Source organism: Nonomuraea sp. B1E8 (assembly GCF_039871515.1).
Taxonomy (GTDB): domain Bacteria; phylum Actinomycetota; class Actinomycetes; order Streptosporangiales; family Streptosporangiaceae; genus Nonomuraea.
In genome coordinates this window covers 128,998-151,156 of sequence record NZ_JBDPLS010000009.1, presented here as the reverse complement: position 1 = coordinate 151,156, position 22,159 = coordinate 128,998, and the positions used below count along the sequence as shown (strand labels likewise).

Here is a 22,159-nt window from a genome sequence, read left to right as displayed (position 1 = left end):
GGCAAAGGTTTTGCCGTCCCCTCCGCGGGCTCGTAGGATCGACCGCAAACGTCGACGGAGACGAGTAGCCGAGGTCCCGCACGGGCCGAGAGAGCCGCCGGCAGCTGTGAAGGCGGTCCCGTGCACCTCCGGCGAAGACACTCCCGAGTGCGGGGAGGAAATGCCCCGCCGCCTGACCAGCGTCATCGGGTCCTCGAGGCCGCCTCGACCAGAGGCGGCGAAAGTGCGGTGGCACCGGGAGCTCCCTTCTCCCCCGCACTCCCAAGGGATCATGCATTTCCTCGTGAGGAGTTGTGATGATCTCTCGTGTCATGTCGGCGGAGCTCGCTGAGCACGCCGGGCAACGAGTGACGATCGCCGGCTGGGTCCATCGCCGCCGGCAACTGAAGTCCGTGTCCTTCCTCGTCGTCAGAGACCGCACCGGCCTCGCCCAGGCGGTGACCGTGCGCGACCTGCCGGGCGAGGAGAGCGTCGTCGAGGTCACCGGCACCGTGACGGCCAGCCCGCGGGCCCCCGGAGGGTTCGAGCTGGTCGCGCCGGAGATCGAGGTGCTGGCGGAGCCGTGCGCGGCGCCGCCGTTCGACCTCTACCGGCCGGAGCCGGGCGCGACGCTCCCGACGATCCTCGACCACGCGCCCGTCGCGCTGCGGCACCCCCGTCTCAGGGCGCCGCTGGAGATCGCGGCCGCCAGCGTGGCCGGGTTCCGCGAGACGCTCGACCGGCTCGGCTTCACCGAGATCCACACCCCGAAGATCGTCGGCTCGGCCACCGAGTCCGGCGCGAACGTCTTCGGCATCGACTACTTCGGCCGGCCCGCCTACCTGGCGCAGTCGCCGCAGTTCTACAAGCAGGCGATGGTCGGGGTGTTCGAGCGGGTCTACGAGGTCGGGCCCGTCTTCCGCGCCGAGCCGCACGACACCGTACGCCACCTGGCCCAGTACACCAGCCTCGACGCCGAGCTCGGCTTCGTCCGCGACCACCGGGACGTGATGGCGGTGCTGCGCGAGACGGTGGCGGGCATGCTGGAGTCGGTACGCCTCCGCGCCGCCTCCGCGGCCGCCCTGCTCGGCGCCACGCTGCCCGAGGTGCCCGCCGAGATCCCGGCCGTCCACTTCACCGAGGCCCAGCGGCTGACGTCCTCCGGGGAGCCCGACCTGTCACCCGCGCAGGAACGCCGGCTGTCGGAGTGGGCGCTGCGGGAACACGGGTCGGAGTTCCTCTTCGTCACCGGCTACCCGATGGCCAAACGGCCCTTCTACACCCACCCCGACCCCGCCAGGCCGGGCTACTCCAACGGGTTCGACCTGCTGTTCCGAGGGCTGGAGCTGGTCACGGGCGGGCAGCGGCTGCACGCGTACGCGGACTACGTCGCCGCGCTGGCCGCCCGGGGCGAGGGGACGGAGGCGTACGAAGGGTATCTGCAGGCCTTCAAGCACGGGATGCCGCCGCACGGCGGGTTCGCGCTGGGGCTCGAACGGTGGACGGCGCGGCTGACAGGCGCCGCCAACATCCGCCAGACCACCGCCTTCCCCCGCGACCTGCACCGCCTCTCCCCGTAACCCGCCCGCCGCCATCGCCCGCCGCCATCGCCCGGGCCCCTCAGCGGGCCCGGGCGATGGACGGCATGAGCAGCGCGACGCCCGCGCCGAGCAGGCAGATGAACGCCGTGACCAGGAACATCTCGGTGTACTCGACGTGCAGCGCCGCCTGCACCTTCGCGGTGTAGTCGGCCAACCGCCGCTGGTAGGTCGCGGCGTCCACGCCGAACGGGAGCGGCGTGTCCAGGTGGGCGGTCAGCGACTGGAACCGGTAGAAACCCCACGCCGACACGGCCGCGATGCCGATCAGCATGCCCATCATCCTGGCCACCACGACCGCCGCCGAGGCGACGCCGTGCCGGGCCGCCGGGCTCACCCGCAGCACCGCCGACGACACCGGCGCGATCACCAGCCCCAGGCCCAGCCCGGCGACGACCAGGTGGAGGTCCATCAGCAGGCCCGCGCTCTCCAGGTCGAGCGGCCAGCGGCTCATCAGCCAGTAGCCGGCCGCCGCCAGCACCATGCCCGCCACCGCCACGGCCCGGTCACCCGTCCTGCGCGCCAGGAGCCCGCCGAGCAGCGCACCCACCGTCAGCGCGGCCAGGAACCTGGCCAGGATCAGTGACGCCCCCAGCGCGTCGGCGCCGAGCAGCGTCTGCGCGGTGAACTGGACGAACACCATGGTCACGAGCAGCGCGGCCCCGGCCAGGAAACTCACCGCGAGGGTGGCGAGCAGCGGGCCCTTGCGGGTGCCGGACAGGTCGAGCAGGCGGACGGGGGAGCGGATCTCCCACCAGACGAAGATCACGGCAGCCAGCGCGCCGGCGGCGATCACGGGCGGGCCCCACGGGGGAAGCACGGCCTTGGCGGGGTCGGGGTTGTACAGGCCGGCCACGAGCAGCCCGAGCGCCAGCGCCAGCAGCCCGCCGCCGACCACATCCACCCGCCCACCACCGCCCGCGGCGGCCGATCGCCCTCGGGAGGTGCTGCCGGTGGGGGCGTCGCCCGCTTCTGCCCGCGCGGGGATCGATCGCCCCGCGGTCGTGCCCGCGGGAGCGTCGCCTGCTTCGGTCGCGTGCGGGGGGAACGATCGTCCCGCGGCCGTGCCCGCGCGGGGCTGTCCCGCTTCGGTGACGTCCGCGGGGACGGTGGCCGTCCGGGCAGAGCGTACGGGGCCGCCGGGGACGGTGAGGTGCACGGCGACGGCCGCGAGGGCGGCGAGGGGAAGGTTGATCCAGAAGATGGCGTGCCAGCCCCCCAGCTCCACCCCCGCCACCACGGTGCTGGGGACCAGCGCCAGCACCCCGCCGTACAGCGGCCCCAGCGCGCTGCCCAGTTCCTGGGCCGCACCCACCGCCCCCAAGGCCACGGGCCGCTCGTGCTCGTCCCACAGGTCGCCGATGAGCGCCATCGTGATCGGCAGCAGCGCCCCGCCCGCCACCCCCTGGACGGCGCGCCCGGCCACCACCATGACCTCCCCGGCCGCCAGCGCCGTCAGCACCGAGCCGAGGGCGAACGCCGCCAGGCACGCGTGGATCAGCGGCCGCCGGCCGTAGCGGTCGGAGAGCTGGCCGAGCAGCGGCATCGCGGCGACGTATCCCAGCAGGAAACCCGTCACGATCGGCGTGGCCCGCTCCAGGTGGTTCAGCGGGATGCCGACGTCCTCGGCGATGTCGATCAGGACCGTCACCACGACGTACGCGTCGAGCGCGGCCAGCAGCACCACCGCGCCGCCCGCGCCGAGCACGACCCGGCGGGCGCGCCTCATCTCGCAGCGGGCGGGGTGATCGTGACCGGCGCGTCGTAGTCGCTGAACGACACCGTCACCGTGCCGCCCTGCAACGGCAGGCTGGCCCTGGTGAGCCGGCTGGAACCCTGGTCGAGCCAGACCTTGCCGGTGACGCCCTGCGTGACGCCGGGAACGATCTGGCCGACGACCTGCCCGGGGAACGTCGTGGCGACGCGGTAGGCGCCGTCCTCCACGCCTTCGACCTTCGGATCCGTGGCCGAGGCGAGCAACTGGGCGATGCCCTTGGTCGGCTCGAGGATCACCGAAGGGTCGTAGAACTGCGCCAGCTGCTGCCGGGTCATCTTCTGGAAGCCACCCGTCGGGCCCTTGAAGTGCACGGTCTCCCCCACCAGGGCGAAGCTGACCTCCTGGAGGGTGCCCAGCACGTCAAGCGTGATCGTGCCGTCGGCGTCTCCGGCGGCGGTGAGCCTGCCGTCGGCCTTCTTGACCGGCACCTTCGGCTCGCCCTCGGTCGCGATCGCAAAGGTGGCCGACTTGACGGCCTTCATGGCCTCGGAGGCCTTCTTCATCAGCTCGGGCCCGGCGGGCAACGCGCCGGCGTCACCGCCGGACGAGCACGCCGCCGCCAGCGCCAGCACGGCCACGATCAGTAGCTTTCTGAGCATGAGCGGATCGTAGCGAGCGGTACGGAGGTCCGCGTACCCTCGCCGATATCGGTTGGGTGTCAGCGCAGCTTCTTCAGCTGCTCCACGATCGGCGCGTAGGCCGCCTCGATCGTTTCGAGCTGATCGTCGGTGAGCCGGTCGACGAAGTGCTCGCGCACGCTGGCCACGTGGAACGGCGCCACCCGCTGGATCGTCTCCCACCCTTCGTCGGTCAGCACCGCGAACGTGCCCCGCCGATCGTCGTGGCAGTCTTCCCTGGTGACCAGGCCCTTGGCCTCCATGCGGGAGATCTGGTGCGACAGCCGGCTGCGTGACTGGATCGTCGCGTCGGCCAGGTCGCTCATCCGCATGCGCCGCCCGGGGCTCTCGGAGAGGTTGACCAGGATCTCGTAGTCGTTGACCGTCAGCGAGAACTCCTGGAGCTCGCGGTCGAGCCGGTGCATGAGCAGCCTGTGCAGCGCCAGGTGCGTGCGCCAGGCACGCTGTTCGGCGGGGGAAAGCCAGCGAGGCGCGCTCATGATCCCCAATCTAGCGCACGTGAAGTCGTGCTCCATGAAGGGGAAGAGCCTGCGCACCGTGCTCGTGGCGGCCGCGGCCAACCTCGCCATCGCTCTGGCGGAACTCGTCGCGGGCCTGGTGGGCGGGGCCGGGTTCGCCATCACGAAGGGCCTGCACGAGATCGGTCACGGCGAGGACCTGTCGAACCTCACCCCGGCGTACATGGTGCCGGGCGGCCTCGTTCGTGTTCGAGGGCATCTCGTTCGCGCGGGGGCTCTCATCGGCCAGGCCGCGACCCAGCAAACCGCTCAGCTGAACGCCATGACGATCGCGACGCCGACGACGTGCATCAGCACGACCGCGACGATCAGCGACACGAACACGAACTTGGCCGGTCCGTGCTCGAAGGTCTTGCCCTCTTCGAGCGGCTTACGCTGCGCCATGCGGTCGGCGATGCGCTCCTCAAGAGGCTTCCGGTAGAACATGCGTCGAGTCTATTCGGGGAGGGGCGCCCTCCTGGCGGGGGCGTCTGTGATGACCGCCACCCTGATGTCCGGCCCGGCGCTCCACTCCAGCAGATGCCGGCCCGACAGGTCGTCCTCGCAGGCCCGCAGCTTGTCCATGGTCAGCTCGCCGCGTTTGATCAGCGCCTCTTTGCGCGTCCAGTGCCTGATCAGCTCGTCGTTGCCGGTGACCAGCGAGCGCTCGCGCGGGTTGAGCACCCGGTCGGCCAGCAACGTGTCCAGCGGCCCCGGCGGCACGTGCTCGGCGTCCACGCCGACCTTGCCCGGCCCGGCGGCCGCGCACACGTAACCGCGGGTGTGGCTGAGGCTGACCCCCAGCTCCGGGGCCTGCTCGATGGAGGGTCTGCCGTGCCCGGGGCCGTGCAGATCGCAGTGTTGCAGCAGCGTCAGCTCGCGCGGCTCGACGCCGAGCACGGCGGCGGCGCAGACGCGTACGAGGAGGTGCGCGGCGACGAAGCAGTCACGGTCAGCCTCGAACCTGAACCGTGCCGCCCGCTCGCGTTCCACCTCGGTCAGCCAGTCATCAGGGGCTCGCACCTCGTCGGGGCGGCCGCCCATCGCCAAGGGGCCGATCGTCACTCCTTCTTCTTCTCGTCGCCGTCGAGGGTGTACTGGTCCTCCGAGGACGCGCCGAGCACGGTCACGTCGTGGATCTTCCAGGCCCCCTTCTCCTTCACAAGAGAGATCTTAAGGTGCGAGTCCTTGACCGAGCGGATCGCTTCCGAGGTGTTCACCTGCTGATCGACGACCACGATGGCGTGCGCGGTGGCCTCGTCCACGTCGGCGAGGTAGACCTCCCGCACCGTGGCCTGCGAGGTCGCCTTGAGCTTGACGATGACCTGCGCCATCGCGCCGCCGAACGCCGCGTCGTAGGTGCTCAGGAAGTCGCCCGTGGCCTGGGCGGCCAGGGCTGAGCGGGTGGTCTGCAGGTCCTGGTAGTCGTAGCTGAGCAGGGCCTTGCTGAACGCGCCCGCGGCTCCCGACACCTCCAGGCGCAGCGCCCGCTCGGCCTCGAGCGCGGCGCGGGCGTCGCGGGCCTGGGCGGCGGAGATGCCTTGCAGCACGGCCGTGGCGGTGATCGCGGCCACCACCATGGCCGCCAGCGTCCACCACGCGCGAGCCCTGGAGAAGCGCCCGGCCACGGCGACGTCCCGCCGCCCGCCGTCTCCCGCCTGCGCCTGCTCCTGGGCGCCGGGCTCGCCGTCTGCGGCTTCCGCCGTGCCCCGCCGGGCGGGCTCGCCATCCCCCGCGGCCACGGTCTCGGACGGCGCGGTCCCGGATGGTGAGGTCTCGGACGGCGCGGTCCCGGATGGTGAGGTCTCGGACGGCGCGGTCACGGGTGGTGGGGTTTCGGCCGGTTTGGTGCTCGGAGGCGGGGCGTCGGCGAGTGGGGTCTCCGGACGGGCCTCCTCGGTGCGGAGGGCTGCGGAGAGGTCCTGCTCGGTGGTCATCGTGACTCCTCACGGCGGCGGGCGGCCCGACCTGCCGCGATCCAGCCCACCATGCCACCGAAGGCCACTACGGCGAGGAAGATCGCGGCGATCAGGGGGGCGGTGTTCGGCGGGTCAGGGGACGTGGCGCCGGTGGCGGCCACGTCACTGGACGATGGTGCGGGCTGCGGGCTCCTGCCCGGCCTGACGGTGTCCCCGGCGCCCGGCCGTCCGGAGGCGCCCGGTCGTGCGGTGCCGTCCGGTCGTGCGGTGCCGTCCGGTCGTGGGGTGCCGTCGGGCCGTGCGGCGGCGTCCGGCCGTGCGGCGGCGTCCTGGTGATCTCGCTCGGACCGGTCGCGGCCGGAGCGGGTGCCGTCCCCGGCGCTGTCGGGAACGGGCGCGCGGTCCGGGCAGGCACGCAGCTTCGGCACGGTGGGCGGCCCGGCCGCCCGCGCGTACTCCTCGGCGGGCTGCGGCCCGCCAGGGACGCTGAAGATGAACGACGCCCGGCCGTACACGGTGTCGCCGCGCCGGTCGCTGATGTCGTCGGCCAGGCTCAGCGCGGTCGGCATGATGCTCAGCAGGTGGTGCACGTTGCGTTCGGTCTCGGGGGAGAAGACCGGCTTGTGCGGCAGCCCCGCCGCGGTCAGCAGGCACGAGAACCCCGGCCTCGACCGCCGGACGGCCTCGTCGAGCTGCCCGAACACGCCCGGCCCCCGGTCCAGGAAGGTGTTCAGGTCGGCGCGGGAGGCGCGCAGGGCGGCCGTCACCGTGCTGAGGTCGGTGATGCCGGAGGCCAGCTCGCCCCGCTTGCCGGCCAGCGTGTGGGTGAGCCGGGTGAGCTGCACCGCCAGATCGTCGAGCACCTCGGTGTTGTCGGCGAGGGTGCCGGTCAGGGTGTGGGCATCATCGATGATGCGCCTGATGGCCGGCGCCCGGCCGTCGAGGGCGACGGCCAGCTCGTGGGTGATCGTTTTGGCGTCCTCGGGCGGCACCGCGTTGAGCAGCTTGCCGACGCCCTCGAACAACTTCTTGTAGTCGAGCGGCACCGACGTCCTGGCCAGCGTGATCGTGTCACCGGCCGCGAGCGGAGGGCCGCCCGCCCCGGTGGCTGGCGGCGAGAGCTCCACGTACGGCTCCCCGACGGCGGACCTGCGCCGCACCTCGGCCGAGACGCCCTTCGGCAGCCGGACCTCCCGGTCGATGTCGAGACCGACGACGATCTTGCCGGGTGCCAGCCGCACGTCGCCGATCTTGCCGACCCGGACGCCCAGGTAGGCCACGTCGAAGCCGCGGACGAGACCGGGCGACGAGACGAACTCGGCCGACACCCGGTACGGCCGCTCGATGGCGTCGAGCCGGATGATGGTGCTGAACGCCCACACCGTCATGACGACGCCCAGAACGACGAAGAACCCCAGGTTCAGGTAGATCCGCCGGCTCATCGCGGCGGCTCCAGGAGCAGGCGGAAGTCCTCGATCCTGTTCGGCAGCGCCGGCCGGTCGGCGTCGCGCCGCTGGGGCAGCAGCACACCCTTGAGCCACAGATAGATCAGCACCTGCCCGTTCACCGTGATCGGCGGGGCGTCGATGAACTTCTGCAGCTCGGCCACCAGCGCCTTCAGGTCCTCCCCGCCGCGCTGCATCGCCGAGGAGATGGCCGCCAGCTCCCGCAGCAGCGTGCGCAACCGCGCGGCGTGCCGCGGGTAGACGGTGAGGTTGGCCTCCTTGGCCAGTTCGGTCAGCGCGACGATGGTCTTCTTCACGTGCTTGCGCCCGTGCGCGATGCGCGTGGTGGCCGAGGCGAGGGTACCCGGCAGCCGGTCCAGCTCGGTGCTGCCCTTGGCGAGGTCGTCGCCCAGCTCGGCCAGGGCGTCGATGCTGGTGCCCAGGTCGCGGCGGGCGGCGGCGTAGGCGTCGGTGACCTCGGCCGTCTGCTTGATCAGCTTGTTGACGTCGTCGCCCTGTCCGGCGAACGCGGTCGAGGCCGCGTCCAGGATGGCGTTCACGTCCTGCGCGCCGAGCGCCTCGATGAGCGGCCCGGCCTTGGCGGTGACCTGCTCGATGTCCGGCTCGACCGAGGTGTCGGCGATGGTGGCGCCGCTCTTCAGGTACGGCCCCGCGGAGAGGTCCTTGCCCTTGGGCGGGGCGAGCAGCACGTAGTTCTCGCCCAGCACGGACGTCTTGGCCACGGTGGCCGTGCTGCCCTCCGGAAGCCGGTGCTCCGACGTGATCGACATGGTCACCCTGGCCCGGTAGCCCTGCAGCCGGATGCCGGTGACGGTGCCCACCCGTACGTCGGAGATCTGCACGCTGTGCCCCGCCACCAGGCTCTGCACGTCGTCGAAGACGGCGTGCAGGGTCAGGTCGCCGGTGGTCGCGCCGAGCGTCTGCAGCGAGCACGACGACGTCGTGAGCGACAACACGAGCAGCCCGGCCAGCGCGGCGGCCCTCATCGCGGCCTCCTCTGGTAGGGGCAGTTGCTCAGCCCGGCGGGCAGGCACGGCACGTCGCCCAGGTTCAGCGAGTCGAACAGTGGCGTCAGCCAGGCCCTGGTCAGCGCGTTGAGCACGACGCGGATCTTCAGCACGTGCTGTTTCCTGTCCCACGAGTCGATGATCACGTCGGCGAAGTCGGCCGCGCCCTTGACCGCCTGCGCCGCGGACGCGCTGTTGGCCCTGACCGTCAGGACCAGCTCGGCCAGGGTGCTCGCGGCCTGGGGGAGCCGTTGCGCGTACTGCTCGATGATCACGTCGCCGCGGCGCACGAAGCCGGCCATGCTTGAGACGAACCCGCGCAGCCTGCGCCGCTCCTCCGCCAGGATCGAGCTCGCCTCGGCGAAGGAGTCGATCGCGCCCGTCACCTGGCGCTCCCGCTTGTTGAGGCCGGCGGCCAGCCGGTTCAGCCCCTTGGCCAGGGCGACGAGCTGCTGGTCCTGCTCGGCCAGGACGCCGGTGAGCTTGGAGGTGTCGGAGACGGCGTCGCCGATGGTCCTGCCGCGTCCCCTCACCCCGTCGGCCAGGTCGCCGGCCACGTCGCCGAGTTTCTCGTCGTCGAGCGCGTCGGTCAGCTTGGTGAACGCGTCGAGCGCGTCGTCGATCTCCACCGGCAGTTCGGTGCGCTTCAGCGGGATCGTCGTCCCCGGCTGGATCCGCCGGTCGCCGGGCTTCCAGGGGGGATAGAGCACGACGTTGCGTTCGCCGAGCGTGTTCTGCGGCGCGACCACGGCCTTGACGTCCGCGGGGAGCGGTACGTGGCGGTCGACGCGGAGGGAGACCCGTACGCGGTCGCCCTCGATGCGGATGTCGTCGACGTACCCGGCGTCGAGCCCCATCACCTTCACCCGTGCCTCCTCGTAGAGGGAGGGCGCCTTGCTGAAGATCGCCACCAGCCGGTACGGCTCCGCGCCCAGCACGGAACAGCCCGACGCCAGCAGCGCCCAGGCCAGCAGCGCCGTGACCAGCCGGGTCATCGGGCGGCCCTCCTGTCCTTGGCGATGGCGGCGAGCACCTCCGGGTCGATGGGGCCGAGGCCCGTGGCGATGGCTTCGAGCCACGGGCCCTGGCCGCCCATCGTGGACAGGCCGGAGAACGTCGGGCCCGCCCACGCCAGCAGGGAGTTGAGCTGCTTGTTGTCGTCGCCGAGCCTGGTGGTGATGGCCGCGTTGTCGTCGAGGACCCGCACGAGGCTCTTCTCGTGCCGGTCGATCAGGCGTGTCGTGCTGCGTACCAGGTCGCTGCCGTCGCCGAGCAGCGTGCGCAGCTCGGCGCGGCGGTGGCGCAGCTCGGCCAGCATGACCTCGATGGCGTCGACGAGCCGGGCGAGCTGCTCGTCCTTCCTCTCGATGACCTTCATGATCTTGGTGCCGTTGTCGAGCAGCCGCCGCAGTTGCGGCTCGCTCTTGCTGATGGTGTCCGACAGGTCGCCGACGTTCTCCAGCAGCCGGGTGACGCGGCCGCGCTTGAACGTGTCGATCTTGCCGAGCTCGGTGAGCAGCTCGTCCACGGCGTCGGTGTCGAGCCGCTCGACGAGCCGGGTCGCGTCGTTGATGGCGTCGTTGATCAGGGTGGGCACGCCGGTCCGCGTCACGGGGACGCGCCGCTGGGCCTCGGGCAGCTGGTCGAGGTACGGGGGCGAGACAGGGCCCGTGAGCTTGACGTAGCGGCCGCCGAGCAGGTTGGACAGCGCGATGTCGGCGCGGGTGCCGCGGCCGAGGCGGACGTCGCTGTCGACCTTCCAGGTGACGACCACGTGACCGCGCGTGTAGTCGGGGCGCACCTCGGTGACCTTGCCGACGCGCACGCCCGCCACCCGTACGTCGTTGCCGGTGCGCACGCCGCCGGAGTCCACGAAGATCCCGGACATGTGGTAGCCGCTCTCCAGCAGCCCCAGGTTGCCGACCAGGAAGGTCGCGACGAGCAGCGTGGCGAGCGTGGCCACCGACACCAGGCCGACGGCGATCTTGTTGCGGTCGCGGAAGGACTTGAGCGCCATCAGTCGCCCACCAGCAGCTTCCGGAGGTCCTTGGTGCTCTGCACCCGGGTGTTGCGCAGCGGCGGCGGCTTCTTCATCGGGTACGGGCAGGGCGCGGGCCCCAGTGCCACGCACGGGACCGCGGTGATGAAGTAGTGGCCGCGGTCGACGGTGGAGCGGGCGCGGGTGAACAGCGGCGGGAACGTGCTGATCGTCCTGCCGATGTCGTCCACGTTCCTCCTGATGCCGCCGGTCAGGCCGGACAGGTTGTCGACCAGGGCGCCGAGCTCGTCGGCGTTCCTGCCGAGCACCTCGTTGGAGGTGCGCACGGTCGCCGACAGCTCCACCAGCGCGTCGTCGATGAGCTCGCGGTTGTCGGCGAACGCCTCCGTCAGCGTGACGAGGTTGTCGACGAGCTGCTCGAGCTGCTTGTCGCGCCTGGCGACCACGCCGGTGACGGTGGCGTAGTCCCGCAGGAGCTGCTCGATGGTCCTCTTGCGCGCGTTGACCGTGGTGGTGATGGCGTTGACGTTGTCGAGCAACCTCGGGATGTTCCTGTCGTTGCCTTTGAGGGACTTGGCGGCGGCGGTGAGCAGCTGGTTGATCTGGTCGGGGTCGAGGCTCCGGGTGAGCGGGCCGAGATCGCTGACCAGCTCGCCGATGTCCACGAGCGAGGAGGTACGCGCGATGCGCGACCCGGGCGGCAACATGCCGGGCGCGGTGCCGGGCAGCAGGTAGATCACCCGCTGGCCGATGGCGTTGCGCCAGCGGACGGCGGCCTCGGTGTCGGCGGGCACCCTGACCGCGTCCCGCACCTCCATGGTCACCTCGGCCCGGCCGTCGACCACCCGGATGGTGTCCACCTGCCCAACGGGCGCGCCGGCGATCTTGACCTGGTCGCCCTCGACCAGCCCTGACACGTCGTCGAAGGTGGCGACGAGCCGGTAGCCGCCGCCCGTGCTCACCCGCGCGATCTGCACGCTGATCACCACGATCAGCGCCACGGTCAGGCCGACGAAGAGCACGAACTTGACGAACGTCCACCAGCGGCGGGTGCGCTCCATCAGCGCCTCCCGTCGGTGGGGCCGCAGACGCCGACGATCAGCTCGCAGACGTCGGTCGCGACGAACGCCTCCACCTGGAGCTGGCGGGTGCCGCCCGGGCCCGGCGCCTCGATCAGCTCGTTGAGCAGGTCGACCAGCCGGTTCAGGCCGCGTACGCCGTCACCGGCCAGCCCGAGCTGGGCGTAGATGAGCGCGGCGACCCGCTCGCCGGAATGCACGCCGGCCCGCAGGTTGCCCCGGTGCTCGGCCAGCCCGTGCGCGGTCTGGCCGCTGACCGAGGTGACCTCCTGCAGCAGCGCGCGCACCTTGTCGGCCCGCTCCAGCAGATCCGGGGTGATCACGTTGACGTCGGACGCGATCCCGACGATCTCGTCGCCCTTGTCCGACAGTGTGGTGCCGAGCAGGGCGCCGTCGCGCAGGAACCGCCTGGCCCTGTCCCGGTGCCGGTGCGCGACGCCGACGAGGTCGCCGGCGTCGCCGATCAGCTCGCGCAGGTGCTCGCCCTTCCCGTCGAGTCCCTTGGCCAGGGTGTGCACGATGACCGTGACCTCGCGAGGGTCGACGGCGTCCAGGCCGCGGTAGGCGGCGCCGAGCGTGTCCGACAGGTCGAGCGGCCCCTCGGTGTCGGTGATGACCGCGCCGCTGCTCAGGTAGGGGCCGGTGGTCTCGCCGGATCCGGGCTTGAGGTTGACGTACTTGGGGCCGAACACCGACGTCGGCTCGACGGAGGCGACCGTGGACGCGGGCACCTTGACGCCGGGCTCGACGTGCATGGTCACCACGGCGTCACCCTTGGCGTCGAGCGCCACGCTCGTCACGTCGCCGACCGTGATGCCGCGGATCTTGACGGGGGAGTTGGTGTCCAGGCCCTGCCCGGCCCGGGCGAACACGGCGTCGATCCTGGTGCCGCTGATCTCGGTGGCGGTGCGTACGACGTACAGCGTGGCCCCGGCGAGCACCACGAGGACGGCGAGCGCGACGCCGGCCCGGGCGGGAAGGGAGAGTTCGGATCGGCTCACCGGCTCACCCCGTCAGCGGAATGTTGCCCCCGCCGCCCCAGAACAGGTACGACAGCAGCAGGTTGAGCAGCACGATCGTGACGATCGACTGGCGGATGGCGCGCCCCGCCGCCACGCCCACGCCCACCGGCCCTCCGGTGGCGTGGAAGCCGTAGAAGCAGTGGATCACGATGACGGCGAAGGCGAACACGCCCACCTTGGCGACGCTGAACACGATGTCGCTGACCGGTAGGTACAGGTAGAAGTAGTAGTCGTAGACCCCGGGCGCCAGCCCGAACAACACCGTGCACATCAGCCGGGTGGCGAAGAAGCTGGCGAACAACGCGATGAGATAGATCGGCATCAGCGCCAGCAGCGCCGCCACCACGCGGGTGCAGACGAGGTAGGTGAAGGCGTTGATGCCCATCACCTCCAGGGCGTCGATCTCCTCCGAGATGCGCATCGCGCCCAGCTCCGCCGTGAACGACGAGCCCACCTGCGCCGCCAGCGCCGTGGCCGCGATGATCGGGGTGATCTCGCGGACGTTGGCGAACGAGCCCACCAGGCCCATGAACGACTCGGCGCCGATCGCCTGCAGCCCCTGGTAGCCCTGCAGGCCGACGGTCGCGCCCACGACGAACGCCATCGTGAACACCACGAAGATCATGCCGCCGCCGATGACCGTCGCCCCGACGCCGACCACGACGTCGCTGACCTGCCTGACGACGACCTTGGCGTACTTCAGCCGCAACACCACGTCGCGTACGGAGTAGAAGAGCACCTTCCACACGAACAGCGGCCAGTCGGCCAGCGCCGCGAACCGCTCGGCGATGTCCCGGCCACGTAAGGCGAGCCTGGGACCTGCCGTGCGCGTCATGGCCATCAGAGCGACCTCGGCGGGTAGGCCAGGAAATAGACGGCGGAGATCACGTAGTTGAACGTGAACACCAGCATGAACGTCACCACGGTCGACTGGTTGACCGCCCGGCCCACGCCGACCGGGCTGGTCGCGCAGGTCATGCCCTTGTAGCAGGCGACCGCCGCCGCGACGAACCCGAAGATCCACGCCTTGAACAGGGTGACGTACAGGTCGGAGGCGACGACCAGCGACAGCGCGCCGTCGAAGTACGCGCCCGGCGTGACGCCCTGCACGACGACGTTGAAGAAGTAGCCGCCGCTCGCGCCCGCCAGGATGACCAGCGGGCACAGGCACACCGCGATCGTGCTGGCCGCCCACATACGCGGGGTGACCAGCCGGTGGATCGGGTTGACCGACATGACCTCCATCGCGCTCAGCTCGTCGCGGATGTTGCGCGCGCCGATGTCGGACGTCATCGCGCTGCCCCCGGCGCCGGCGATCAGCAGCGCGCTGGCCAGCGGCGCCACCTCGCGGATGAGGCCGACGAAGACGGCGCTGCCGGTGGCCGAGCCCGCGCCCAGCTGCCAGGCCAGCTCGCCCACCTGGAGCGCCACGGTCGCGCCGAGCGGCAGGGAGACGAGCAGCACGGGCACGCTGGTGACGCGGGCCAGGAACCAGCACTGGTCGACGAACTCCCACCACCAGCGGCGCACGTCCCAGCTGCGGCGCAGCCCCTCCAGGACGATGACGAACAGGTCGCCGACCTGGCCGAGCACCGACCCGGCCCTACGTCCGACGAACCCGGACAAGGCCATCAGCTGACCACCTCCGCCGCCTACGGATCAGTCACCCTACTGACGGGTTGTCCAGCAGTCGATGCTCTGCCGGTAATTTGAGGAAAAGGTATGAGACGCAGCTCACACCTTGTCAGCTCCGCACGAAACGTGACCGGCCCGTTACGCCAGGGTGGCCATCCAGGACTCGATCTCGTCCGGGTGACGGGGCAGCCCGCCGGACAGCAGGGTGGCGCCGCCGGCGGTGACGACCAGGTCGTCCTCGATGCGGATGCCGATGCCGCGCAGCTCCTCCGGCAGCGTCAGGTCGTCGGGCTGGAAGTACAGGCCGGGCTCCACGGTGAGCACGTGGCCCTCCTCCAGCACGCCGTCCAGATAGACCTCCGCCCGCGCCCGCGCGCAGTCGTGCACGTCGAGACCGAGCATGTGGCCGCTGCTGCACAGCGTGTAACGCCGGTAGAGGCCGCTGTCCATGAGGGAGTCGGTGGAGCCCTTCAGCAGGCCCCAGTCGCGCAGGCCGTCACAGATGACGCGCATGGCCGCCAGGTGGAAGTCGCGGAAGCGGGCCCCCGGCCTGAGCGTGGCGATGGCCGCCGTCTGCGCTTCGTACACCAGCTCGTACGCCTGCCGCTGGATCGGGCTGAACCGCCCCGACAGCGGGATCGTACGGGTGACGTCGGCGGTGTAGAGAGTGTCGGCCTCGACGCCCGCGTCCATCAGCAGCAGGTCGCCGGGCGACAGCCGGCCGTCGTTGCGGATCCAGTGCAGCACGCAGGCGTGCGACCCGGCGGCCACGATGCTGTCGTAGCCGGTCGCGTTGCCCTCCAGCCGCGCCCGCAACCCGAACACGCCCTCCAGGTAACGCTCGCCGCGCGGGTGCCCGAGCGCCTGCGGCAGCGCGCGGACCACGTCCTCGAATCCGCGTGCCGTCGCGTCCACGGCGTGCCGCAGCTCGCCCAGCTCCCACTCGTCCTTGACCAGCCGCATCTCCGACAGGAAGGACGCCAGCTCGGCGTCGCCGTCGCCACCGGCCACCCGCGCGTCCACTGCGGCGTCCACTGAGGCGTCCACTGAGGCGTCCACGCCGCGCAGCACCCTGGCCGGGCGGCCCTCCAGCTCCAGTTCGCGGATGTGCGCGCAGCGCAGCTGGTAGAGCTCCTCGGCCTCCGCCAGGTCCGGCCTGGGACCGGCCCAGAACTCGCCGTAGCGGCGGTCGCGGTAGAACTCCTGGCCCTCCTCGCGCGGCGCGCGCGGCCTGACGTACAACACCGCCTCGCCGGACGGCTCGATCACCAGCACGTCGTCGGACTCTCCCGCGCCCGTCAGGTAGGAGTACGCGCTGTGCGGCCTGAACCGGTAGTCGCTGTCGTTGCTGCGCACCTTGAGCGTGCCCGACGGGATCACGAGCCGCTCGCCGGGAAAGCGCGCGGCCAGCGCGGCGCGGCGCTTGGCCGCCCACGGCGCGACCGGCCGCGCGCGCACGTCGTCCCGCCGGGCAGGCCCCCAGCCGGTCCGCATGAACGCGGCCAGCTCGTCGGTGACGGGCAGGTCGTGGCTTCCGATGTTGAGCGGCTCGGTCATGCGGCGGTCCCCTTCGTGCCGGACGTGCTATCTGGCAGGCAGCCTACGTGAGCGCTTGACTCCTTCCCCTGCGGGCAGTTTGCCTTGGCGCAGGGGTTGGAACACTGAGGTGCAGAGGTGATGCAGATGCTCATCGGGACGATCCTTCGCGACAAGGGCAGTCAGGTCACGACCGTGACCCCGGCGGCGACCGTGCGGGAGCTGCTCGCCAAGCTCTCCGAGCACAACATCGGGGCCGTCGTGGTCTCCGGCGACGGGGCCGTCATCGAGGGCATCGTCTCGGAGCGCGACGTCGTACGCCGCCTCCACGACCGTGGCGCCATGGTGCTGGACCTCCCCGTGTCCGCGATCATGACCACCGAGGTCCACACCGTCGGCCCCGGCGAGAACGTCGAGTCGCTGCGGCGCACCATGACCACCGAGCGGGTCCGGCACATGCCCGTGGTCGACGGCGGCCGGCTCGTGGGCATCGTCAGCATCGGCGACGTGGTCAAGAGCGCGATCGAGGAGCTGGAGACGGAGAAGGCGTCGCTCGTCGACTATCTGCACCGTTGACAGTGGTGGGACGCTTGGTCCGTGATGTACGGGCCTCCTCCACCTGAGTATCGCCGGGCGACGAGCAGTCCGACGATCATCCTGCTCGTGTCGGGGCTCGCCGCCCTTCTCGGGTTCCTGCTGGGGGTGTTCGTGGGGTTCGGCGCGAGCACGTCGACGGACGCGCCCCCGCCCAGGATCACCGTGACGACCGAGGTGACGGGCGCGCCCGGGCCCACGGCGCCCACCCGGACGGCCACGTCGCAGCCCGCGCCGTCCGAGACGGCGCCCTCGCAGCCCGTTCCCTCGCAAACGGGGCCCGCGCCGACCGGGCCCGCGCAGACAGGGCCCGCGCAGACCGGCGGCGCGAGCACCGCGCCGGCCGGCAATCCCGCGTCCCTGCGGACGCTCGTCGTGGGCAGGGACGTCCAGCCAGGCACCTACAGAACGTCCGGACCGGCGGCCGGGTTCACGATGTGTTACTGGGCCCGCATGAGGAGCGCGGACGGCGATGTGATCGCGACCGGCATGCCGACGGGCGCCGCCACGGTCACCATCGAGGCCACGGACAAGGCGTTCCAGACCGGCGGATGCGCGGAGTGGACTCCTGTATGACGCTGTTCAGGGCTGAACATGGCAGGTTTGCGCGGGTAGGGCGTGCGTAGGAGGATGCGCACAGCCCCACGAAGGAGAAGGTCATGTCGGTGTTGAAGAGCCTGGTCGACGGTGTGCGCGGCGGCGCGATCGAGGTGGTCGACCTCACCGCGCCCCTGTCGTCGCAGACGCCGATCCTCCAGTTGCCCGAGCCGTTCAGCAACACGATCCGGTTCTCTCTCGAGGAGATCAGCCACTACGACGACCGCGGCCCCGCCTGGTACTGGAACGACATCCACACCGGCGAGCACACCGGCACACACTTCGACGCGCCCGTGCACTGGATCACCGGGCGCGACGGCGAGGACGTCTCCCAGGTGCCCCCGCGCAGCCTGATCGCGCCCGCCGTCGTGCTCGACTTCGCCGACGAGGCGGCGAAGGACCCCGACTTCCTGCTGGGCATCGACCACGTCAAGGAGTGGGAGCGCGCCAACGGCCCGCTCCCCGACGGCGGCTGGCTGCTCTACCGCACCGGCTGGGACACGCGCTCCGGCGACCAGCACGACTTCCTCAACGGCTCCCACACGCCCGGCGTCTCCGTGGAGTGCGCCGAGTGGCTGGCCGCCGAGACGCCGATCGCCGGGCTCGGCGTCGAGACCGTCGGCACCGACGCGGGCGCCGCCCACTCCTTCACCCCGCCCTTCCCCTGCCACTCCTTCCTGCTCGGCGCCGGCAAGTACGGGCTCACCCAGCTGCGCAACCTCGACCGCCTGCCCGTGACCGGCGCCGTGGTGCTCGCGCCGCCGCTGCCCATCGTGGGCGGCTCCGGCAGCCCGGTGCGCGTGCTCGCCCTGGTCGAACGTTGATCGTCGCGGAGGCCGTGGGCCGGGCCCTGGCCGCCTGCGGGGTCGAGACCGCCTTCGGGGTGGTCGGCAGCGGCAACTTCCACGTCACCAACGCGCTCGTGGCCCACGGCGTGCGTTACATCGCCGCCCGCCACGAGGGCGGGGCCGCCACCATGGCCGACGCGTACGCCCGCATGAGCGGGCGCGTCCCGGTGGTGTCGGTGCACCAGGGGCCAGGGCTGACGAACGCGATGACCGGCATCACCGAGGCGGCCAAGAGCCGCACGCCGCTCATCGTGCTCGCCGGGGAGGCCACCGACGTGCGCTCCAACTTCCACGTCGACCAGGACGCGCTGGCCACGGCAGTGGGGGTCGTGCCGATGCGGGTCACCTCGGCGGGCACCGCGGTCGCCCAGGCCGCCGAGGCCGTCCGGGTGGCCGTGGAGGAGCGGCGTACGGTCCTGCTGAACCTGCCGCTCCCCGTCCAGGTCGCCCCCTTCGACCCTCCTTCGACCTGGGATGACGCCGTACGCCCGCTCACCGGGCCCACATCCGGGCCCACATCCGGGCCCACATCCGCGCCCACCGCCCTGGCGGCGGACCGGCCCGAGGACGGCGAGGCGCTCGACGACCTGGCGCGGCTGCTGGGCGCGGCCCGGCGGCCGGTGTTCATCGCGGGGCGCGGGGCCCGGCACGCGCGTGACGAACTGGAAGGGCTGGCCGGCCGGGTGGGCGCGCTGCTGGCGACCTCCGCGGTGGCCAAGGGCCTGTTCCGCGGCAGCCCCTGGGACCTCGACGTGAGCGGCGGCTTCGCCACCCCGCTCGCCACCGAGCTGATCAGGGGCGCCGACCTCGTCGTCGGATGGGGATGCGCGCTCAACATGTGGACCACCGGCCACGGCGGCCTCATCTCGCCGGGGACGAAGGTGGTGAAGGTCGATCTCGACCCGGGCGTCTTCACGGCGTACACGTCCCCCGACCTCGGCGTGGTCGGCGACGTGGCCGCCGTGGCGGGAGCCGTGACCGCCCGCGTCGCCGAAGCAGGCGGTTACCGCTCGCCCGAGACCGGGCGGCGCATCCAGGCCGAGGGGCGCTGGCGGGACGTCCCGTACGACGACGAGAGCGCGGGCGGCCGGATCGACCCGAGGACGCTCACCATCGGGCTGGACGACCTGCTGCCGCACGAGCGGATCGTCTCTCCCGATTCCGGAAATTTCATGGGATACCCCTCAATGTTGATGGACGTCCCTGACCAATTCGGGTTCTGCTTCACCCAGGCGTTCCAGTCGATCGGGCTGGGCCTCGCGACCGCGATCGGCGCGGCCGTGGCCCGTCCCGACCGGCTGCCGGTGGCGGCGCTCGGCGACGGCGGCGCCCTCATGGGCCTCGCCGACCTCGAGACCGTCGTCCGGCTGGGCCTGCCCATGGTGATCGTGGTCTACGACGACGAGGCGTACGGCGCCGAGGTCCACCACTTCGGCCCCCACGGGCACCCGCTCGGCACGGTCACCTTCCCGCCCGCCGACTTCGCCGCCATCGCCAGGGGTCACGGGCTCGACGCGGTCACGGTCACCGAGCAGGCCGACCTGGCGGGCGTGGCCGCCTGGCTCGACGGCCCCCGGGAACGTGCGCTGCTGGTCCACGCCAAGGTCACCCGCGACCACGCCTCCTGGTGGCTGGAGAACGCCTTCACGTCCCACTGACCGCCGTACCTCCCATGGGCGGTCACGTGGGACCTGCCACGGCTGGGCGGGCGGGTCAGAGCTTGCGGAAGGTGCGGGACTCCTCGGCCGAGGCGAGCACGTCGGCGAGTGGCGCGTCCGCGCCGGCCGCCACCGCCGCCGCGATCGCGCCCTCCACGAACGGGACGTCCGCCACCACGATGCGCCCGTCCTCCTCCAGCAGGCGGGCCGTCAGCACCGAGCTGCCCAGGTCGGGGATGAGCACCACACCGTCCCCCTGGTCGACGCCGCGCACCGCCTCCTCGACGAGGTCCACGCTCGTGCCGAGACCGCCGTCCTCCGTGCCCCCGGCCGCCGCCACGGGCACCCCGGCGCCCGCGATCCCCTTGGCCAGCGCCACGGCCTCCGCCGCCAGCCCGGCACTGTGCGAGACCAGCACCAGCCCCACCATCACGCCACCCCACCAGGCGAGACGGGGCGGGCACGGGTGTGCGCCGCGTTGTGCCCGGCCGTGGCGCCTCCCGCGTTCATGGTCGTGGCGCCTCCAGTGCGGCCGGTCCCGGCGTCCTCCGTGCGGCCCGTCATGACGCCACGCTCGCCAGGGCCGCCATGAACAGCGCCGACGACGCCGCCCCCGGATCCTCGTGCCCGATGCTGCGCTCGCCCAGGTAGCTGGCACGGCCCTTGCGCGCCTGCATCGGGATCGTGGCCTCGGCCCCCTCCGCGGCCGCCCGTGCCGCCTGCTCGAACGCCTCGCGCACCCCCACCCCATCGCGTACGGCCAGCGCCAGGGCCCGCGAGGCCGGCGCCAGCGCGTCCACCATGGTCTTGTCGCCCGGCGCGGCCTTGCCCAGCCGCTCGACCGCCACGACGCCCTCCTCGAACGCCGCCGAGAAGCCGGCCAGCGTCACCGGCGACTCCAGCACCTTGCCCATCCGCCGGAACACCGACCCGTACAGCGGCCCGGAAGCGCCGCCGACGCGGCGGATCAGCGCCGTGCCCGCCGAGGTCAGCGCCTGCACCGGCGACTCGGGTGGCCATTCGGTGAGCGCCTTGCAGACCTCGGTGAGCCCGCGGTCGAGGTTGGTGCCGTGGTCGGCGTCGCCGATCGCCGCGTCGAGCCGGGTCAGGCGGTCGCGGTCGCGGCGTACGAGCCGGGCCGTCTCCTCGAACCAGGCCACGAACAGGTCGGTGTCCATCGGATGCGCGCGGAGTGCCCCGCCTGCCTCAGCCGGCGGAGGAGTCCGCGCTCCCTCCCTTCCACAGGTGTCCTGGCGAATCGGTTGCCGCACGGTGCGCTCCGGCGCGGGACGGAGACGTCACCATCGCAGGCCCGGCGTGTCGACCGGGGCGTCCCACAGGCGGGTCAGCGTGTCGTCGAGCCGGCAGACGGTGACGGAGAAGCCCTGCATGTCGAGGCTCGTCACATAGTTGCCGACCAGCGACCGTGAGATCCGCGCCCCCGTGCCCTTGACGTACGCCGCCACCTCCGCGAAGACCACGTACAGCTCCATGAGGGGCGTGCCGCCCATGCCGTTCACCATGACGAGCAGGTCGCCCTGCAACGGCAGGTCGCCGTGGATCGCGTCCATGGCGGTGGCCGCGAGTTCGCGCGCCGGCGCCATCGGCACCCTGGCCCTGCCGGGCTCGCCGTGGATGCCGATACCCAGCTCCACGTCCGTCTCCGGCAGGTCGAACGTCGGCTTGCCCGCGTGCGGCGTCGTGCACGAGGTCAGCGCGATGCCGAACGACCTGCTGCGTTCGTCGACCGCGCCGGCCACGGCGGCCACGTCGTCCAGCGGCGCGCCCTCCTCGGCCAGCGCCCCCGCGATCTTCTCGACGAACAGGGTCGCGCCGGTGCCCCGGCGGCCCGCCGTGTAGAGGGAGTCCTGGACGGCCACGTCGTCGTCGACCAGCACGCTGGCCACCTCGACGTCCTCGGTCAGCTCGGCGGCCATCTCGAAGTTGAGCACGTCGCCGGTGTAGTTCTTGACGATGTGCAGCACGCCGGCGCCGCCGTCCACGGCCTTGGTCGCCTCGATGATCTGGTCGGGCACCGGTGAGGTGAAGATCTCGCCGGGGCAGGCCGCGTCGAGCATGCCGTACCCGACGAAACCGGCGTGCAGCGGCTCATGCCCTGAGCCGCCGCCCGACACCAGGCCGACCTTTCCCCGGCGCGGGCCATCGGCCCGGTAGACCACCTGGTCGCGGATCCGCAGCGTGGGATGGGCCGCGGCCATGCCCTTCAGCGCGTCCTCGACGACGGAGTCCGCAGCGTTGATGAGCTTCTTCATGGTGTGTACATCTGCCCGTTTTGACGGCCACGCAAGC

General features: G+C 71.9%; 24 protein-coding genes. 5 read left to right on the top strand and 19 right to left on the bottom strand.

The window, feature by feature from the left end; all coding sequences use genetic code 11:
• Positions 1-296 precede the first annotated feature (296 nt).
• Entirely contained in the window at positions 297-1,559 is a 1,263-nt protein-coding gene (gene aspS, locus ABGA98_RS28215; RefSeq protein ID WP_347621433.1) for an aspartate--tRNA(Asn) ligase, read from the top strand.
• Positions 1,560-1,599: 40 nt separating this feature from the next.
• Here aspS and ABGA98_RS28210 read toward each other — a convergent pair whose 3' ends face one another.
• The 15 genes from ABGA98_RS28210 to ABGA98_RS28140 all read right to left on the bottom strand — a co-directional run bounded on the left by ABGA98_RS28210 (position 1,600) and on the right by ABGA98_RS28140 (position 16,173).
• Positions 1,600-3,306, bottom strand: coding sequence for an MFS transporter (locus tag ABGA98_RS28210; protein WP_347621432.1), 1,707 nt, complete (start codon positions 3,304-3,306; stop codon positions 1,600-1,602).
• A complete protein-coding gene (locus tag ABGA98_RS28205) occupies positions 3,303-3,953 on the bottom strand; it encodes an LppX_LprAFG lipoprotein (RefSeq protein ID WP_347621431.1) in 651 nt (216 codons plus the stop codon). Before ABGA98_RS28205 ends, ABGA98_RS28210 begins: the two co-directional genes overlap by 4 nt.
• 59 nt (positions 3,954-4,012) lie before the next feature.
• Entirely contained in the window at positions 4,013-4,471 is a 459-nt protein-coding gene (locus tag ABGA98_RS28200; RefSeq protein WP_347621430.1) for a MarR family transcriptional regulator, read from the bottom strand.
• Positions 4,472-4,759: 288 nt separating this feature from the next.
• Positions 4,760-4,936: a hypothetical protein gene (locus ABGA98_RS28195; RefSeq protein WP_165974486.1), complete on the bottom strand. Its 177-nt coding sequence runs from the start codon at positions 4,934-4,936 to the stop codon at positions 4,760-4,762.
• 9 nt (positions 4,937-4,945) lie between these two features.
• Entirely contained in the window at positions 4,946-5,554 is a 609-nt protein-coding gene (locus ABGA98_RS28190; protein WP_347621429.1) for a 4'-phosphopantetheinyl transferase superfamily protein, read from the bottom strand.
• On the bottom strand, positions 5,551-6,426 hold the full coding sequence (locus tag ABGA98_RS28185) for a hypothetical protein (protein ID WP_347621428.1): 876 nt from the start codon (positions 6,424-6,426) through the stop codon (positions 5,551-5,553). The genes ABGA98_RS28190 and ABGA98_RS28185 overlap by 4 nt, the downstream gene beginning before the upstream one ends.
• Complete coding sequence (locus tag ABGA98_RS28180) at positions 6,423-7,850, bottom strand: MCE family protein (RefSeq protein ID WP_347621427.1); 1,428 nt, start codon at positions 7,848-7,850, stop codon at positions 6,423-6,425. Before ABGA98_RS28180 ends, ABGA98_RS28185 begins: the two co-directional genes overlap by 4 nt.
• Positions 7,847-8,860, bottom strand: a complete 1,014-nt coding sequence (locus ABGA98_RS28175; RefSeq protein WP_347621426.1) for an MCE family protein — start codon at positions 8,858-8,860, stop codon at positions 7,847-7,849. The genes ABGA98_RS28180 and ABGA98_RS28175 overlap by 4 nt, the downstream gene beginning before the upstream one ends.
• On the bottom strand, positions 8,857-9,876 hold the full coding sequence (locus ABGA98_RS28170; RefSeq protein ID WP_347621425.1) for an MCE family protein: 1,020 nt from the start codon (positions 9,874-9,876) through the stop codon (positions 8,857-8,859). The genes ABGA98_RS28175 and ABGA98_RS28170 overlap by 4 nt, the downstream gene beginning before the upstream one ends.
• Positions 9,873-10,898 (bottom strand): MlaD family protein, encoded by a 1,026-nt coding sequence (locus tag ABGA98_RS28165; protein ID WP_347621424.1) that lies wholly within the window; start codon positions 10,896-10,898, stop codon positions 9,873-9,875. Before ABGA98_RS28165 ends, ABGA98_RS28170 begins: the two co-directional genes overlap by 4 nt.
• Positions 10,898-11,941 (bottom strand): MlaD family protein, encoded by a 1,044-nt coding sequence (locus ABGA98_RS28160; RefSeq protein ID WP_347621423.1) that lies wholly within the window; start codon positions 11,939-11,941, stop codon positions 10,898-10,900. Before ABGA98_RS28160 ends, ABGA98_RS28165 begins: the two co-directional genes overlap by 1 nt.
• Positions 11,941-12,960, bottom strand: a complete 1,020-nt coding sequence (locus ABGA98_RS28155) for an MlaD family protein (protein WP_347621422.1) — start codon at positions 12,958-12,960, stop codon at positions 11,941-11,943. The genes ABGA98_RS28160 and ABGA98_RS28155 overlap by 1 nt, the downstream gene beginning before the upstream one ends.
• A gap of 4 nt (positions 12,961-12,964) precedes the next feature.
• Positions 12,965-13,822, bottom strand: coding sequence for an ABC transporter permease (locus ABGA98_RS28150; protein ID WP_347621421.1), 858 nt, complete (start codon positions 13,820-13,822; stop codon positions 12,965-12,967).
• Positions 13,822-14,613 (bottom strand): ABC transporter permease, encoded by a 792-nt coding sequence (locus tag ABGA98_RS28145; protein WP_347621420.1) that lies wholly within the window; start codon positions 14,611-14,613, stop codon positions 13,822-13,824. Before ABGA98_RS28145 ends, ABGA98_RS28150 begins: the two co-directional genes overlap by 1 nt.
• A 141-nt stretch (positions 14,614-14,754) precedes the next feature.
• Positions 14,755-16,173, bottom strand: coding sequence for an aminopeptidase P family protein (locus ABGA98_RS28140; protein ID WP_347621419.1), 1,419 nt, complete (start codon positions 16,171-16,173; stop codon positions 14,755-14,757).
• Positions 16,174-16,299: 126 nt separating this feature from the next.
• On the opposite strand from ABGA98_RS28140, the gene ABGA98_RS28135 reads away from it, so the two are divergent.
• The 4 genes from ABGA98_RS28135 (at position 16,300) to ABGA98_RS28120 (ending at position 19,849) form a co-directional block, all read left to right on the top strand.
• On the top strand, positions 16,300-16,728 hold the full coding sequence (locus ABGA98_RS28135) for a CBS domain-containing protein (protein WP_347621653.1): 429 nt from the start codon (positions 16,300-16,302) through the stop codon (positions 16,726-16,728).
• Between the two features lie 87 nt (positions 16,729-16,815).
• Positions 16,816-17,322 (top strand): hypothetical protein, encoded by a 507-nt coding sequence (locus ABGA98_RS28130; protein WP_347621418.1) that lies wholly within the window; start codon positions 16,816-16,818, stop codon positions 17,320-17,322.
• Positions 17,323-17,405: 83 nt separating this feature from the next.
• A complete protein-coding gene (locus ABGA98_RS28125; RefSeq protein ID WP_347621417.1) occupies positions 17,406-18,167 on the top strand; it encodes a cyclase family protein in 762 nt (253 codons plus the stop codon).
• Positions 18,164-19,849 (top strand): thiamine pyrophosphate-binding protein, encoded by a 1,686-nt coding sequence (locus tag ABGA98_RS28120; protein WP_347621416.1) that lies wholly within the window; start codon positions 18,164-18,166, stop codon positions 19,847-19,849. Before ABGA98_RS28125 ends, ABGA98_RS28120 begins: the two co-directional genes overlap by 4 nt.
• A 55-nt stretch (positions 19,850-19,904) precedes the next feature.
• Here the strand turns inward: ABGA98_RS28120 and ABGA98_RS28115 are convergent, their stop codons facing one another.
• The 4 genes from ABGA98_RS28115 to dhaK form a co-directional block, all read right to left on the bottom strand.
• On the bottom strand, positions 19,905-20,279 hold the full coding sequence (locus tag ABGA98_RS28115; RefSeq protein WP_132507935.1) for a phosphoenolpyruvate--protein phosphotransferase: 375 nt from the start codon (positions 20,277-20,279) through the stop codon (positions 19,905-19,907).
• Positions 20,279-20,413: a hypothetical protein gene (locus tag ABGA98_RS28110; protein ID WP_347621415.1), complete on the bottom strand. Its 135-nt coding sequence runs from the start codon at positions 20,411-20,413 to the stop codon at positions 20,279-20,281. Before ABGA98_RS28110 ends, ABGA98_RS28115 begins: the two co-directional genes overlap by 1 nt.
• A complete protein-coding gene (dhaL, locus tag ABGA98_RS28105) occupies positions 20,410-21,027 on the bottom strand; it encodes a dihydroxyacetone kinase subunit DhaL (protein WP_347621414.1) in 618 nt (205 codons plus the stop codon). The genes ABGA98_RS28110 and dhaL overlap by 4 nt, the downstream gene beginning before the upstream one ends.
• Before the next feature lie 120 nt (positions 21,028-21,147).
• Positions 21,148-22,122: a dihydroxyacetone kinase subunit DhaK gene (gene dhaK / locus ABGA98_RS28100; protein ID WP_347621413.1), complete on the bottom strand. Its 975-nt coding sequence runs from the start codon at positions 22,120-22,122 to the stop codon at positions 21,148-21,150.
• Positions 22,123-22,159 lie beyond the last annotated feature (37 nt).

Bases quoted from the DNA above. Each gene is read 5' to 3' on its own strand.
- aspS (WP_347621433.1), top strand. From the start codon at position 297: ATGATCTCTCGTGTCATGTCGGCGGAGCTCGCTGAGCACGCCGGGCAA.
- ABGA98_RS28210 (WP_347621432.1), bottom strand. From the start codon at position 3,306: ATGAGGCGCGCCCGCCGGGTCGTGCTCGGCGCGGGCGGCGCGGTGGTG.
- ABGA98_RS28205 (WP_347621431.1), bottom strand. From the start codon at position 3,953: ATGCTCAGAAAGCTACTGATCGTGGCCGTGCTGGCGCTGGCGGCGGCG.
- ABGA98_RS28200 (WP_347621430.1), bottom strand. From the start codon at position 4,471: ATGAGCGCGCCTCGCTGGCTTTCCCCCGCCGAACAGCGTGCCTGGCGC.
- ABGA98_RS28195 (WP_165974486.1), bottom strand. From the start codon at position 4,936: ATGTTCTACCGGAAGCCTCTTGAGGAGCGCATCGCCGACCGCATGGCG.
- ABGA98_RS28185 (WP_347621428.1), bottom strand. From the start codon at position 6,426: ATGACCACCGAGCAGGACCTCTCCGCAGCCCTCCGCACCGAGGAGGCC.
- ABGA98_RS28180 (WP_347621427.1), bottom strand. From the start codon at position 7,850: ATGAGCCGGCGGATCTACCTGAACCTGGGGTTCTTCGTCGTTCTGGGC.
- ABGA98_RS28175 (WP_347621426.1), bottom strand. From the start codon at position 8,860: ATGAGGGCCGCCGCGCTGGCCGGGCTGCTCGTGTTGTCGCTCACGACG.
- ABGA98_RS28170 (WP_347621425.1), bottom strand. From the start codon at position 9,876: ATGACCCGGCTGGTCACGGCGCTGCTGGCCTGGGCGCTGCTGGCGTCG.
- ABGA98_RS28165 (WP_347621424.1), bottom strand. From the start codon at position 10,898: ATGGCGCTCAAGTCCTTCCGCGACCGCAACAAGATCGCCGTCGGCCTG.
- ABGA98_RS28160 (WP_347621423.1), bottom strand. From the start codon at position 11,941: ATGGAGCGCACCCGCCGCTGGTGGACGTTCGTCAAGTTCGTGCTCTTC.
- ABGA98_RS28150 (WP_347621421.1), bottom strand. From the start codon at position 13,822: ATGGCCATGACGCGCACGGCAGGTCCCAGGCTCGCCTTACGTGGCCGG.
- ABGA98_RS28145 (WP_347621420.1), bottom strand. From the start codon at position 14,613: ATGGCCTTGTCCGGGTTCGTCGGACGTAGGGCCGGGTCGGTGCTCGGC.
- ABGA98_RS28140 (WP_347621419.1), bottom strand. From the start codon at position 16,173: ATGACCGAGCCGCTCAACATCGGAAGCCACGACCTGCCCGTCACCGAC.
- ABGA98_RS28135 (WP_347621653.1), top strand. From the start codon at position 16,300: ATGCTCATCGGGACGATCCTTCGCGACAAGGGCAGTCAGGTCACGACC.
- ABGA98_RS28125 (WP_347621417.1), top strand. From the start codon at position 17,406: ATGTCGGTGTTGAAGAGCCTGGTCGACGGTGTGCGCGGCGGCGCGATC.
- ABGA98_RS28115 (WP_132507935.1), bottom strand. From the start codon at position 20,279: ATGGTGGGGCTGGTGCTGGTCTCGCACAGTGCCGGGCTGGCGGCGGAG.
- ABGA98_RS28110 (WP_347621415.1), bottom strand. From the start codon at position 20,413: ATGACGGGCCGCACGGAGGACGCCGGGACCGGCCGCACTGGAGGCGCC.
- dhaL (WP_347621414.1), bottom strand. From the start codon at position 21,027: ATGGACACCGACCTGTTCGTGGCCTGGTTCGAGGAGACGGCCCGGCTC.
- dhaK (WP_347621413.1), bottom strand. From the start codon at position 22,122: ATGAAGAAGCTCATCAACGCTGCGGACTCCGTCGTCGAGGACGCGCTG.